At 69.9% G+C, this 12,408-nt stretch carries 14 protein-coding genes; 4 read left to right on the plus strand and 10 right to left on the minus strand.

The window, feature by feature from the left end:
• A partial coding sequence (locus tag FVA95_RS25335) for an integrase core domain-containing protein (RefSeq protein WP_149662779.1) occupies positions 1-170 on the plus strand: 170 nt, incomplete at its 5' end.
• A gap of 2,156 nt (positions 171-2,326) precedes the next feature.
• On the opposite strand, the gene FVA95_RS25340 is transcribed toward FVA95_RS25335, so the two are convergent.
• The 10 genes from FVA95_RS25340 to FVA95_RS25385 all read right to left on the minus strand — a co-directional run bounded on the left by FVA95_RS25340 (position 2,327) and on the right by FVA95_RS25385 (position 8,270).
• Positions 2,327-3,349 carry a hypothetical protein gene (locus FVA95_RS25340; RefSeq protein ID WP_149666379.1) on the minus strand — a complete coding sequence of 341 codons (1,023 nt, stop codon included), beginning with the start codon at positions 3,347-3,349 and terminating at the stop codon, positions 2,327-2,329.
• A gap of 6 nt (positions 3,350-3,355) precedes the next feature.
• A complete protein-coding gene (locus tag FVA95_RS25345; RefSeq protein WP_060722550.1) occupies positions 3,356-3,802 on the minus strand; it encodes a hypothetical protein in 447 nt (148 codons plus the stop codon).
• Positions 3,803-3,812: 10 nt separating this feature from the next.
• Entirely contained in the window at positions 3,813-4,331 is a 519-nt protein-coding gene (locus FVA95_RS25350) for a hypothetical protein (RefSeq protein WP_149666380.1), read from the minus strand.
• Complete coding sequence (locus FVA95_RS25355) at positions 4,328-4,633, minus strand: hypothetical protein (RefSeq protein WP_149666381.1); 306 nt, start codon at positions 4,631-4,633, stop codon at positions 4,328-4,330. The genes FVA95_RS25350 and FVA95_RS25355 overlap by 4 nt, the downstream gene beginning before the upstream one ends.
• Complete coding sequence (locus FVA95_RS25360; protein WP_149666382.1) at positions 4,630-4,845, minus strand: hypothetical protein; 216 nt, start codon at positions 4,843-4,845, stop codon at positions 4,630-4,632. The genes FVA95_RS25355 and FVA95_RS25360 overlap by 4 nt, the downstream gene beginning before the upstream one ends.
• A gap of 118 nt (positions 4,846-4,963) precedes the next feature.
• Positions 4,964-5,995 (minus strand): hypothetical protein, encoded by a 1,032-nt coding sequence (locus FVA95_RS25365; RefSeq protein WP_149666383.1) that lies wholly within the window; start codon positions 5,993-5,995, stop codon positions 4,964-4,966.
• Positions 5,992-6,282 carry a WhiB family transcriptional regulator gene (locus FVA95_RS25370; RefSeq protein WP_149666384.1) on the minus strand — a complete coding sequence of 97 codons (291 nt, stop codon included), beginning with the start codon at positions 6,280-6,282 and terminating at the stop codon, positions 5,992-5,994. Before FVA95_RS25370 ends, FVA95_RS25365 begins: the two co-directional genes overlap by 4 nt.
• A 205-nt stretch (positions 6,283-6,487) precedes the next feature.
• Positions 6,488-7,357: a helix-turn-helix transcriptional regulator gene (locus tag FVA95_RS25375; protein ID WP_255474689.1), complete on the minus strand. Its 870-nt coding sequence runs from the start codon at positions 7,355-7,357 to the stop codon at positions 6,488-6,490.
• 5 nt (positions 7,358-7,362) lie between these two features.
• Positions 7,363-7,923 (minus strand): DUF6879 family protein, encoded by a 561-nt coding sequence (locus FVA95_RS25380; protein ID WP_149666386.1) that lies wholly within the window; start codon positions 7,921-7,923, stop codon positions 7,363-7,365.
• A complete protein-coding gene (locus FVA95_RS25385) occupies positions 7,920-8,270 on the minus strand; it encodes a hypothetical protein (protein WP_149666387.1) in 351 nt (116 codons plus the stop codon). The genes FVA95_RS25380 and FVA95_RS25385 overlap by 4 nt, the downstream gene beginning before the upstream one ends.
• 1,750 nt (positions 8,271-10,020) lie before the next feature.
• Between FVA95_RS25385 and FVA95_RS25390 the strand changes: the two genes are divergently transcribed.
• The 3 genes from FVA95_RS25390 (at position 10,021) to FVA95_RS25400 (ending at position 12,259) form a co-directional block, all read left to right on the plus strand.
• Positions 10,021-10,314 carry a hypothetical protein gene (locus FVA95_RS25390; protein WP_149666388.1) on the plus strand — a complete coding sequence of 98 codons (294 nt, stop codon included), beginning with the start codon at positions 10,021-10,023 and terminating at the stop codon, positions 10,312-10,314.
• 353 nt (positions 10,315-10,667) lie between these two features.
• Positions 10,668-11,330, plus strand: a complete 663-nt coding sequence (locus FVA95_RS25395; protein ID WP_205015988.1) for a ParA family protein — start codon at positions 10,668-10,670, stop codon at positions 11,328-11,330.
• Entirely contained in the window at positions 11,327-12,259 is a 933-nt protein-coding gene (locus FVA95_RS25400) for a ParB/RepB/Spo0J family partition protein (protein WP_149666389.1), read from the plus strand. The genes FVA95_RS25395 and FVA95_RS25400 overlap by 4 nt, the downstream gene beginning before the upstream one ends.
• Positions 12,260-12,408 lie beyond the last annotated feature (149 nt).

Here is a 12,408-nt window from a genome sequence, read left to right on the forward strand (position 1 = left end):
GGACCCTGGCCGACGGCTGGGCCTACGCCCGACTCTATGAGTCGACCCGCCAACGCAACGACGCCCTACCCGGCTGGCTGCACTTCTACAATCACCACCGCGCTCACTCCGCCATCGGCGGCCAGCCACCAGTCACCAGGCTGACCAACCTCCCTGGACATCACACCTAGAACCTCCTGCTGGCTGGTGGGGAGTCCTTCGATGTCCGGGGCGGTCTGGGCGCTTTCAGGAGCAGGCGAGCTGGCCGGTCGTGGGCGCAGCGCGACGACGTTCTGCGCGCTGAGCGCGGACGGGATCTGCAGGCCTTGCATGAACGCGGGCAGAGCGACTTCAACAGCGGCGCTTTCGGTGGCGTCAGGGGAGTCGCCGGGCTCGCCGGACTCCTTGCGGCGCCGCCAGGCGTGGAGCTTCTCGACCTGCGCGGCGAAGCGGGCGCTCGGGCTCTGCTCGATCGCGGGCTGGAAGTCGCGCATGGCCAGGGCGGTGTCTTCGTCGAGCGCGCATGACGGGAGGGCTGTGGCCCATTCCCCCAGGTCGGGGGCCCAGGCGACGCGGCCCATCGACAGGCGGCCACCGGCGATGGCGAAACAGTAGCCACCGCCGGGGGGCAGGGACCCGGGGGTGACGGCCATCCCGCCGACCACCGCGTTCTCGCTGCGGTTCATGTTGCGGAAGGCGAACAGGTTGCGGGCCATCAGGTAGCCGCGCAGCACGGTGCTGTTGCCGTAGTCGCCGGCGAGCAGGGACTGGGTCCCGACGACCACGGCGACGCCGTACTTGCGCCCGATCCGCACGACGCGTTCGAGGCGCGGGATGAAGTCCTGCGCTTTGAGCCAGTCGTCGGTGCTGAGGCGCTGCAGCTCGTCGATGATCCACATCAGGCCGGGGATGGTGGTGGTGGGCAGCAGCTTGCGCAGGGGGCTTTGCTGCGAGGGGTCGGTGATCCGGACCGGGCCGTCGGCGCCCTCGGTGAGGGTGGACTTGAGCAGGCTGCGGATTTCCAGAGCGGCCTCGATGGCTTCGAGCTGGGCGAGCACCTGGCGGGGCCCGGCCTCGGCCCAGTCGCTGATGTCGTTGAGTACGGGGCTGGACCCACCGTCGGGGTCGCCGTCGCCGAACAGCAGGTGCCAGACGCCGCTCTGCTTGATACCGAGCCCGATCGCCTCGAGGCAGGCTGACTTTCCCGATCCTGGCTCGCCAGTGACCAGGCCGTTGCGCACGCCGATGTCCTCGACGGCGTAGAACTGCATGTCGCCCTCGCCGTCTGCGAACGGGCCGAGGGGGATGACGCCGTTGTCGTAGCGCGGGCCGCGGTAGGGGATGCCGCCGGAGAGCAAGTCGCGCACGATGACGGTCAGGTAGGCCCAGGCCTCGTTGTCCTCGTGCGGTTCGATGATCAAGTTCTTCGCCGAGACCCCGAGTGCGCCAGCGATGCGGGGGCGGCGGCCGAACACGTCATCGAAAGAGGCGTCACCGGCCGGGGTGCGCACGGTCCAGCGGATGGCGCGGCTGAGGTCGACGCGGTCGGTGAGCATGGATCCGGGCAGCGCCTTGCCGCGCCGGCTGACGCTCTCGGACCAGCGCTGGGCCAGCGTGTCGCCGTAGTCACCGCTGGTGGTCTCGTCGCTCGCCTCGGGCAGCTGGGGAGCGTTGGGGTCGACATCGGGGATGCTGTGCTGCTTCATCCAGCTGGCCCAGGTCGCGGCGGCGCCTCCGGCGAGCAGCGCCGTCATCGTCCAGTTGGCGGGGCCGACGGCGGAGGCGGCGGTGATCCAGGCCGCGGTGCCTGCGCCTGCAGCCCAGGACTGCCGGCGCCAGAAGGCCGGGATGCGGTTGTGGAGCAGGGCGCGGGCACCGGCGATCGCTCCGAGGGAGGTGAGACCGATGCCGGTGGTCGTGGCCAGCTCGGCGCCGGGGCCGGCGGCGAGGCCGACGAGCTCGGTCAGACCCCAGCCGAGGTATCCGGCGGCGGCCGTGGCGCTGGTCGCCAGGTAGGGGGTACGGCGGGCGGCGTTTTCGGCTCGGATGCGATCGTGGTGATCGCTGATCTCCGACCGCCGGGGGGTCTCCTTGCGCAGCACGGTGGTGGGCTGGCGCATGGTGAGTTCGGTGGAGGGTGTGGCTGCGCTGGTGTCCTCGTCGACCAGGCGCTGCAGGGCGCGGGCCAGGACCTCTGGGGTGAGGTTGGTGCCGGCGACGCTCTGCTGCCTGGGCATCGCAAGTCCCTTCGTCGTTGTGGTGCCGGAGTGCTGTCGGAGTGCCACCGCTCCGCCGCGACGCGGGTGCCCAGCGGCCGGGGGCCGGCCCTGGGGGCGGGGCTGTCGGGCTAGGAGCGAGTGCCCATGTAGGTGCCGTTGACGGTCCCGGCGAGGGTGTCGTCGCTGAGCACCTGGTCCTGGGTGTTGAGGTGCCGGCCGAAGTGGGTCTGGGCTTCACCGGCGGAGCTGGTGAACAGCTGGGCGTTCTCGCGCATCTGCTCGAGCAGGCGGATGGGCTCTCCGCTGACGCCTGCCTGCGTCAGGGAGGCGACGGACTGATCGAGCTCAGTCAGGAGTCGCTGACCGACGTTCTGCATCTGCTCGCAGAAGTGGTGGGCACTGCCGGGATCGAGGGTCTCGCCGCTGGTCAGGTTCGGGTTGGCGCTGGTCATCGGGATGTCCTTCCGGATGGGGTGGATCGTGGCGGTCGGCTGGTGCTCGGCCGCGGGCCGCGGCTCGGGCTCGGTGTCGGTGTGGATGGCTTCGGGCTGCTGGGTGTGGTCGGGTTCGTGCTGGTCGGGCTCCTTGAGGTCCTCCGGGGCGTCGTCGTTCGGGGTCTCCTCGACCGGTGCGGGTGCGGTGTGGTCGGTGGGCGGGCCTGGGGTCGGCTCGGCGTCGATGACGACCGGGTCGGCGTTGTCAGGGCGGCGGGATGGGCGTTGGGCGGTGGTCGGCCGCGGCCGCCAGTGCGGGTCGGTGGTGCCGCCGAATCGCTGGCGGAGGTTGCGGGCCAGGCGCTGTCGCAGCAGGTCACCGTCGGCGTGGCGCTGGTGGCGTTCACGGCGTCGCTCGGTGGCGTAGCCCCAGGCGTCGGACCACCACTCCCCCATCGCTGCCCGTGCGGGGCCCGGCGGGCGAGGGCCGCGGGGATGGGCGATGCGATCGGCGATGCGCTGGGCCAGCGCATCGCCGACGCTGGGGCCGGTGCGGCGGCTTTCCCGGGCCATCCGGCGCTCGTGGGCGCGCTCGGCGCGGCGCTGGCGGTCGCGCAGGCGCGGTGGTTCGGTGCCGCGGGCCGTGGCGATGAGCTCGGTGCCTGCGTAGCGGGCGAGTCCCCAGGTGATGAGCGCGACCAGCACGAGCGTTTCCATCGTCGATCACCCCACGAACCACTGCTGGGCGACGGCTCCGGCGTTGCCCATGCCGGTGGCGACCAGGCGGTAGAGGCCGTAGAGGATCGGCACCCCGCTGGCGAGACCGATGGTCGGCGCCGCGAGCGCGAGCCAGGGATGGATGCGGTTGGGCCTGGCCGTCTTCGGGAAGATCCCCTTGATCACGACCTCGAGGGTCATCACGATGGCGATCCCGCCGAGGATGACCGCGCCGCCGAAGCCGAGCAGGCGGGTCGCCAAGGGTGTGGCGTTGGCTGCTACGCCGTAGGCCTGGGCGATGAGCGCGCCGATGAGGCCGCCGAGCCCGGTCCCGGCAACGAGGAACAGCAGGCTCGTGGTCTTGCGCATGTCGTCGTGGTAGTAGAGCCAGAGGCCGAACAGCAGGGCCAGTGCGGCGATGCTGCCGGTGCCGGCGAAGGCTGCAGCGTTCATGTCGTTCTCCTCAGTTGAACCAGCAGAAGGGTGGCCAGTAGGGCCAGGTCAGGAACTCGGGTACGAACAGGCGGACAACCGGGATCTGGTCGAGCGCGGTCGCGACGGTCAGCACCAGGAGCGCGACCGTCCAGAGGCGCCCCGGGGTGCGCGCGGCCCAGGCGATCAGGGCGCCGATGACCAGGACGGGCACCTGGATGCACCAGACGTGGACGACCGCGGCGCGACGCAGCGGGCCGGTCCGGGTGGTCGTCCAGGCGCCCTGACGGGCCAGGGCGAGGCTCTGCTTCAGGCTGGCCGGCTGCTCGTGGACGAAACGCAGCTCGGCCGCCGCGGTGGTGACCGCGTGCAGGGCTCCCTGGCGCCGATCGGACACGGTTGGCCACCCGGCACGCGGTCGGTCGACCTCGACCTCCGGCTCGCCCTCCGGGTTCGCGGCCGTGGTGGCACGGGGGCTGGGCAGGGCCGGGGTCTCCTGTTGGCCTGAGTCGGGCGCCGCGGTCTCGAGGGCGGCGTCGTGCTCGCTCATGCGGTGTCCTTCCTCGGGCTGAGGGGCTCTCGTGCCTGCATACGCAGAAGGTGGTCGCCCGCTTCGATGAGCTGGCCAATCACGGCGGCGACGAGCTCGGCGGCAGCGTCAGGCCGGGGGTGGCGCCGGCTGGCGGCACCTCGGAAGTAGTCGAAGGCGCACACGGCTCGCTCGACGTCGGTGGTGGTCTTGGCGAATCGAGTGGCGAGCGCGGCGCGACGCCGGTCCGGGCGGGAGCGGCGCAGCGTGGGCGGCAACTCGCCGGCCGCGGCCGCCGCGTTGGTTCTGCGGTGCCCGCTCATCCCAGGCACCGAAGGTCGTAGAGCGGCAGGCCGGTCTCGGCGACGGCGATCTCGGCGAGGTAGGCATGGCGAGCCAGGCCGCCGATCCGGTCGGCGAGCTCGAGCACGTGTGCCCAGATCTGGTGCGGGTCGTCGACGGGGGCGTCGATCGGCTCGCTGGTCCGGTGGCGTTCGGAGCCTGCGACCAGCGTGATCGTGATCCGGTCGGACATGAGGTGCGCTCCTGGAGGTCGGAGGGGTCCCCTCCCCGACGCCTGGGGGGGTGCGGCGCCGGGGAGAGGACTTGCGGCGGTAGCGCCCCGGGCCGGTGGCCCGGGCGCATGACTGGCGCTACCGCGGGTCGAGGGTTCGCTGGACGAGCTCGTAGGCGTCGCCGGCGAGCTGGGAGCGGACCTTGCCCACGCCAAACCGCTTGCGGATCGCCTCTCGCGACGGCGCTCCGGAGGCCGAGACCGGAATTTCCTGGTCGTCGATCGCGCGGCGGGTCCGCTCGTAGAGCACGACGGTGTCGGAGGTCTGGTCGGTCAGCCGCGAGGGCTGCAGCTCCTCGTAGAGCTCGGCGAAGATCGGCCGGAACACCGAGTGCAGCAGATGCTGAACGACCACCGCCGCAACGATCAGCAGCGACGGCAGGGTGTGGGCGATGGTCGATCCCGCGTCGAAGCCGTACCGCAGCCCCCACGGGACGACCGTCAACACCAGTGAGGCCAGCGCGAGACCACCGTCGAGGAAGTAGAGGCCTCGGGGGACCTGGCGGCTGTTCTGTACTGCGGTGAAGCCGATCAGGAGGCTGACGACCAGCAGCACCGACGCCATCGGCTCGATCAGGTAGCCCACCCACGGCCCGTCCATGCCGACGACACCGTCGTGCACGGTCGCCGACATGAACACCACTCCGAAGCCGATCAGGGTCGGAGGTACGCAGGACAGTGCGACGTAGCGGCGATAGGTCGCGGCGAGGCGCCGGTTGGGGTTGAGCAGGCGTTCCTTGCTGGTCCGTGCCCTGTCGATCCAGCGAGCTTCTTGCCTGTCGCGGCGGGTGCCGGCGACCTCAGCGAGTGCGGTTCGGCGCCGCTCAGCCCGCCGGGCGCTGCGGATCCGCTCGGTGACCTTCCGGTCAGCGCGCCGCTCCCGCTCAGACAGTGCTTCGTGCAGGGCCGGGTCGTCCTGGAGCGCGGCGAGGCCACGAGCCTGGTGGACCTGGCGAGCTAGAGCCCGGACCTCGTCGGTGTCGGCGACGCCTTCCTCGGCCGGGTCGTCCTCACGCGTGGCGCCGGAGGGGATGAGCTCGCTCCCCCACTGCTCGGCCGAGAGTGTGGACGGCTGCGTCGGACGGTGGCCGTTGCTGGTCGGGGCGCTCATCGGATCTCCGCCCGCCGTGCCGCGCGACGCCGCACCAGCGCGTTCCGCTCGGCCTCGCTGAGCCCACCGACGACACCGTGGGTGAAGGCGCCCGGCCGAGCCAGGGCCTCGGCCCGGCAGGCCTGCAGCACCGGGCAGCGACGGCAGATGGTCTTGGCCTCGGCGATCTGCTGTAGGGCCGGACCAGCCGTGCCGACGGGGAAGAACAGCTCGATCACGTCGGCATCGGCACACGGTGGCGGGCAGGGCACCGCCTGAGGGTCGACGTTCCTGGGTACGGTCTTCATGGGCGCCTGACTTCCTCGTGATGGGGGATCGGTCCGGTTGTCCGCTCAGATGCCTCGGCGGTCGCACCCGCCGGGGCATCTCTACGTCCAGACTAGTCGGCGACTAGTCGCAAGTCCACCCCTACGCTCTCGCGACTGACCAGAGCACACGGGAAAGGCCCGCGACCAGCTATTTTGCTGCTCGCGGGCCTTAGTCGTGCTGCGACTAGAGTGGGGTGTTCGAGGAGAGGTCGGCGCGGAGGCGGTCGAGCAGGGCGAGCAGAGCGGGGCCGTGCTCTGCGAACTGCTGCTGCTCGGCGAGGAACTGCTCGTAGAGCTTGACGTCGGCCGGGTCGGTCACTTCCTGCTCGGCGGTGAGCGTCTCGATCTCGACGGTCGTGGGTGCGTCGTCGTAGCGCAGGAGCACGAAGGAGTGCAGGGGGCGGACCTCGGTGCGCTCCTGCGTCTCGCGGGAGAGCACACCGATGCGCACGTTGGGGAGGCTGGCCAGCGCGGCGATGCGGTCGAGCTGAGCGAGCATCACCGAGGCCGGACCGGGCCGCCATCGCAGCGCGGTTTCGGTCATGACCAGGTCGAACTGCTTCGATTCGTCGAACAGGACTGTCTGACGGTTCATCAGCGACAGCACCGCGGCGGGGATCTCCGCGGCGGGGAGCAGGCTGTGGACCTCGCGCAGTCTGCGCGCGTAGTCCGGAGTCTGCAACAGCCCGGGAACGACCTCGGACTGATACACCCCGATCCCGCTGGTCGTTGCGTCACGCCGAGCCCTGGCGTCCTGCTGGCTGGGCCCGTCGGGGCGGTTGCTGTTGCGCCACGGACGTACCCGGGTCCCCGCCTCCTGGGCGAGTGCGCGCAGCTCTGCACGCACGTCCTCGTCGGCGTGGACTGTGTCGAGCCACTGCTCGATGTCGGCAAGCACCAGGGCGGAGTGGCCGTTCTCCATCTTGGAGGTCTTGCTCTGCGACCAGCCGAGTTGCTCACCCAGGGCCGCAGCCGAGAGCCCAGCGGCCTGGCGGAGCTCCTTCAAGCGCGCCGCCAGGCGCTGGTGCTGTGGGTGGACGTCGGCGTGGGTCAAGGGGATTAGCTCGCAGCGCGCTCAGGGGTCTCGACACCCGATCGCGGGGCCGGGACCAGCCGGTAGTCGTCGAACGGGACGGACAGCTCGACCGCGCGTCGACGGATGGCGATGTAGGGGGCGGGATCGCTGGCTTGCGAGACCCCGAGGAAGTGCCCTTCGTCGTCGAAGTGCTGCAGCACCACGAGCTGCTCGTCGAACATCCAGAAGTCCTGCCGAGTCCAGGCATCGTCGCCCGCGCCGAGCCAGAGCCGGTCCAGAATGCGGACGTCCTCGCCTGCGGGGATGTTCTCCCGGGGGTAGCAGAGCATCTGGAACCGGGTGTAGTCGGTGACCGGGTGGCCGACCAGCCGGACCCGGCCGAAGTACTTGCCCCGGCCGACCTGGGCATGGACGTTGGCCAGCCAATCGTCGTCGTCGACCGTGCGCGCAGGGAACGGCTTGTGGGCGAGGAAGGCGTCGAAATCCGGGTCCTCGCCGGGGATCGCGTAGACGTCACGGCATTCCAGCCGGAACGCGGAGTGTTCGTAAGTCCGGTAGAGCTCGTCCAGGTCCTCGGGGGTCATACGGCCTCCTTCGTCGCTTCGTCGACGGCAGTGAGCACGTCGCTCACCAGGACCTCATGGGCGCGTTCTCCCTCGGGGCATGCCAGCGTCGTCGGGGTGCCGGCCACGAGGAACCACTCCCCCGCCGTTCGGATGGTCTCGGACCGCGGCGCCGGCACGGCGCCGACGGACAGGCCGTGCATCTGCAGTTCGCGCGCGGCGCGCTCGACGATGTCGCGCGGCACCCGCACTGTCAGAGCAGATGCGATGTAGCCCTGCACGATCACCGATCCCCGCTCGGTCAGCCATGCGGTCGGACAGTTGCCGTTTCGGCACTCCATCGTCCCGGCGAGCAGCTGCATGCTCATGAGTTCGCCTTCCCGTTGAGCCGCGATCCTAGTACCTCGAAGACTAAGTCCGACTAGTCGGGCTGGCAACGGTGTCGGGAAGACCGAGTCCGGGCCCGGCGGCGAGCACAGGAGCCGTGGGGAAATTTCTGGCCTCGCACGCGCACGCGTGCGTCGCGTTGCTCGGGCCCGCCACCACAGCTGGAGGCGGCGCGGAAATTTCCTGAGGCCCTTGGGGAACGGCTTGGCGCTCGGCGTGCATCCATGCGAGGGGACTCGAGGCCGCCACGCGAGCCGCTCGTCGGCGACGTCGACAGCGACCGTGTCTGGCTGCATCCCGCCGAGAGACGATCGACTCGGTGCTCGACGGCCTGCTCCCGGCCCCGTGCAGCTCGTCAGTCAGGAGCGCCCGAGAGCCCGCACCGGTCGCGCGATCCGCAACGCGCGCCCGCGGCGTCAGCGACGACGCGCACGCTCTCCCGCCTCCTCGGCTTCTGAGTCGCACCGAGCACGAGCACAGGCCCTTCCTGAGCTCGTTGCCACCGGGCCCAGGCCCTCGCCAGAGCGCGGTGGAGGGCAGCTGGGGCGGGGCCCCGCGCTCCAGGCCGGGCATCGGGACTCACGGGGCTCAACGGGCCGCACCGAGCCCGCCTCTGGGAGTCGCGGTCCGCGAGGTTCCACGGGGTGGGTGCCGGGCCTTTTCGAGACCTCCAGGACCGACACCTGCTCCCACAGTTCGCCCCGCAGCCCGGCGCCGAGGTCCCGTGGGCGACGACAACAGCCGTCCTGGTCGAACCGGAAACATCCCTCTGGAAGTTGACCCCGCGGGGCGGAGTGACGCCCACCCGACGCACGGGTACGCGCGAGGAAGACCGTCAGGCGGCCGCCCGCTCGGTCACCCTGCCACCAGCTGCGAGGCTTCCGCGGTCACCAGCTGCGAGGCTTCCGCGCCGACAAGACCGGGGCCACATCCTCGACGCCTTCTCGGCCGTCGAGCGTCCTCCGCCCCGCGGCGGATCGCCAAACGGGGCTCTGGAGCACCGGACGGGGCGGTACTCGACTCCCCCGCCTGATACGCACTGGAGCAGCTCGCCGCCCCGGCGCTGACCAGCACATACTCCGCAGGTCACCACGCGACAGCAGCCACAGGCGTTGCGAAAGCCGCATAGTGGGCATAATTCACTCCCAGTGGGGTTGGCTGAGCCGTCGTTGCCGACGCTCCCCCGCTGCCGCTGGATGTTGCGTAGTCGCTGGTCAGGCGCGCATTGGGTCCAGAACTGGTAGCAGCACTCCCCCTCGAAGATCAGGCCCGCGCGGCGATCCCGCTACTGAGACTGTTTCGGCTGGTCAGAGACCTTTTGTAGGGACTCGAACGGATCCCTCGCTGCCGAGGCCGCAACCGCAATGCCACGCCGGGCGCGCGGGGGCCGGGATAGCTACTCCGGGACACCGCGGTTACACCTCGCGACCACGCGCGACACCGCCTCGTTAACTAATGATCCCTCGGTCCCCCGCACCGAGGCCCTCCCTTCGAGCCCATGGCTGGAGCCAGCGCCAGAGATGTGCTGGTCCGGCTGGGTTGATCCGACCCAAGGAGGCAGGCGTGACGGCGTCTGCCGTACCGGCGGGGACACCCTCGACGGCAGCCTCGCCTGGCGGCTTGGACGCGTAGCAGACCCCCCGCCGCGAAGACACGCTCACTGAAGGCGCTCAGTCACGGCGCCGCAATCGGTACAGTTCTCGGTACCAGACCGAGGCGAGCGGAGGAGACGTGCGCGAGAGTGCGCTGGTCGCCAGGCCAGACGAGCACGGACATGAGGTCCTGGTCGCCTACCGGCCGGTGCACTTCACCCTGGATGACACCGCACGCGCGATGAACGCCGTCGTGGACCCGCATCTGCGGAAGGTCTCCTCACGCGCCCGCGTTGGTCGCAGCCGAGTGCGTGACGTTCTGCGGCAGATTGCTACCGACGGCTGGCCGGATGAGTTCGTAGCCGACCCAGATCGGGTCGATTACTGGCGGAACTGGCTGGTCGCGCAGGGCGTGTTCCAGCGCGATGACTGAGTTCACCGTCGCTGCGTGAGCGATAACCGGGTTATCGCTCCGAGCCCCCCGCCACGGCATCGATGGGCGGTCGCCTACTCGACGGACTCTGGCGGCTCGTCGACGGCGAGAGTCTTCGCCGACGGCCTCAGGCCCCAGGTGCTCCCCGGGTCGACCTTGCAGCAGGGAGGTCGACAGGATCCAGCTCCCGAGCCGTCAGCGCGATGACCGCGATAACCGGGTTATCACGCGGCCCTGACGTGGTGCCGCACACGCCGGGGGATGACCTCGAAGTGTGGACACGCAGCTGGCATCATCTGGTCTGACTTATCCGAAGTAGCGTCCCAATTCCGGGCCGTGAAGTCCACGGAGAGGTGGCCATCTTGGCCAGAGTTCATGCTGTGTGCTGCCAGAAGGGCGGCGTCGGCAAAACCACGATCACCGTCAACCTCGCTGCTGTCGTCGACCAGGTACTCGGGGGTGACGATCCGTCCGTCCTGGTCGTGGGCACTGACCCGCAGCGATCCATGGATTGGTGGGCAAGCCGGGTTGGCGACGACATCCCGTTCGCCTACACCGAGACCGACAGCCCCAGCGACCTGGAGAGGTTGCGAGACGCTGACTTCTCGCACGTGTTCGTTGACACCCCGGGCAGTCTGGAGAATGAGCACATTCTCCGGTCGGTCTTGAAGAGTGCCGACGACGCGATCGTTCCGATCACGACAGAGCCGCTCACCTTCGTGCCTGCCGACACGACGATCACGCAGGTCATCGAGCCTCTGGGAGTCCCCTACACCGTGGTCGTGAATCTCTGGGATCCACGGGACGGCCGGGTCGACCTCGACGACACGCTGACCTTTGCCCGTAGGAAGAACTGGCCGCTCGCGAACTCGGTCATTCGTCGTTACAAGATCCACAGTCGGGCGGCGGCAGAGGGTGTGGTCTGTACCCAGTACGCCAAGAGCCGTGTGGCTTTGGAGGCCCAGCAGGACATCCTGCGGCTGGCGCTCGAACTCGGCTACGGGCGCACCCGATGAGCGAGGTGGCCGCGAGCAGCGCGGACTCAGCAGCCGGGTCGCCGACGAAGAAGCGCAAGCGCGGGCGGGTGTCGTTCGGCTCCGACGTCTTCGCCGCGCAGGCCTCGCTCCAGGCAACGACGGACTCCAGCGCGTCTCTACGCCGTATCCCGCTGTCAGACCTGGCCCACAATCCGCGCAACCCTCGCTACGGGTACGACGACCCTGCGATTCAGGAGCTCGCCGACAGCCTTCGAGAGCACGGGCAGCTGCAACCAGCGACTGTGGTCGCTCGGGATGTCTACCTCGCTCACTACCCGGAGGATGCGGATCAGCTCGGAGCCGCGGCGTGGGTGGTCCTCATCGGGAACCGCCGGCTCGCGGGCGCCCGTTTGGCGGAGCTGACTCACCTGGTCGCCTCGGTCGAGGACCGGCTCGGGGGAGCAGACCCGATGCTGGCTGAGGCCACGCTGGTGGAGAACATCCACCGCCAGGACCTTCCTCCACTGCTGGAGGCCCGCGAGCTTCAAGGTCTCGTGGAGCGACATGGTTCGCAGCGCACTGCGGCGAAGCGAGTAGCGAAGACTCAGGCGTGGGTTTCGCAGCGACTGTCGCTGCTCAAGCTCACCCCTGAGCTACAGGAGAAGCTCCGCATCGGCGAGCTGTCGGTGAAGGAAGCTCGCACCGTGGCCTCCGCTCCACCAGAAGAACAGGCGGAGAAGCTGGAGTCCCTGCGCCGCGGGTCATCCGCGGGGGAGGGCACCTCGTCCGCCGGCGCCGCGATGCAGGATCAGCCGGGGAACGACTCGCCGTCTCCTGCGCCGGCGACAGAGCAGCACGATCGAGATGCTGTTGTGGACGTCAGCAAGATGGCGCGCCGCCTTCGTCGGCAGCTCGACGATGATGGACTGGACGCGCTGATCGACGCGCTGGTCGCACTCCGAGGCTGAGTCGATAACCGGGTTATCGGCCGGCGCCGTTCGTGGCGAGTCGATAACCCGGTTATCGCCGTCAGTCCGACTTCAGCCGTGGGCGAGGTCGGAGAACCGGCTGTAGTGCAGCTGGTGGGCGACGGTGATCGTCGTGGTCGGGCCGTTAC

It is taken from the genome of Pseudonocardia sp. EV170527-09 (assembly GCF_008369905.1).
Lineage (GTDB): Bacteria > Actinomycetota > Actinomycetes > Mycobacteriales > Pseudonocardiaceae > Pseudonocardia.

Excerpts from the sequence above, each read along its gene's own strand:
- FVA95_RS25400 (WP_149666389.1), top strand. The coding sequence starts at position 11,327 with ATGAGCGAGGTGGCCGCGAGCAGCGCGGACTCAGCAGCCGGGTCGCCG.
- FVA95_RS25350 (WP_149666380.1), bottom strand. The coding sequence starts at position 4,331 with ATGAGCGAGCACGACGCCGCCCTCGAGACCGCGGCGCCCGACTCAGGC.
- FVA95_RS25385 (WP_149666387.1), bottom strand. The coding sequence starts at position 8,270 with ATGAGCATGCAGCTGCTCGCCGGGACGATGGAGTGCCGAAACGGCAAC.
- FVA95_RS25365 (WP_149666383.1), bottom strand. The coding sequence starts at position 5,995 with ATGAGCGCCCCGACCAGCAACGGCCACCGTCCGACGCAGCCGTCCACA.
- FVA95_RS25340 (WP_149666379.1), bottom strand. The coding sequence starts at position 3,349 with ATGGAAACGCTCGTGCTGGTCGCGCTCATCACCTGGGGACTCGCCCGC.
- FVA95_RS25370 (WP_149666384.1), bottom strand. The coding sequence starts at position 6,282 with ATGAAGACCGTACCCAGGAACGTCGACCCTCAGGCGGTGCCCTGCCCG.
- FVA95_RS25360 (WP_149666382.1), bottom strand. The coding sequence starts at position 4,845 with ATGTCCGACCGGATCACGATCACGCTGGTCGCAGGCTCCGAACGCCAC.
- FVA95_RS25380 (WP_149666386.1), bottom strand. The coding sequence starts at position 7,923 with ATGACCCCCGAGGACCTGGACGAGCTCTACCGGACTTACGAACACTCC.
- FVA95_RS25355 (WP_149666381.1), bottom strand. The coding sequence starts at position 4,633 with ATGAGCGGGCACCGCAGAACCAACGCGGCGGCCGCGGCCGGCGAGTTG.
- FVA95_RS25345 (WP_060722550.1), bottom strand. The coding sequence starts at position 3,802 with ATGAACGCTGCAGCCTTCGCCGGCACCGGCAGCATCGCCGCACTGGCC.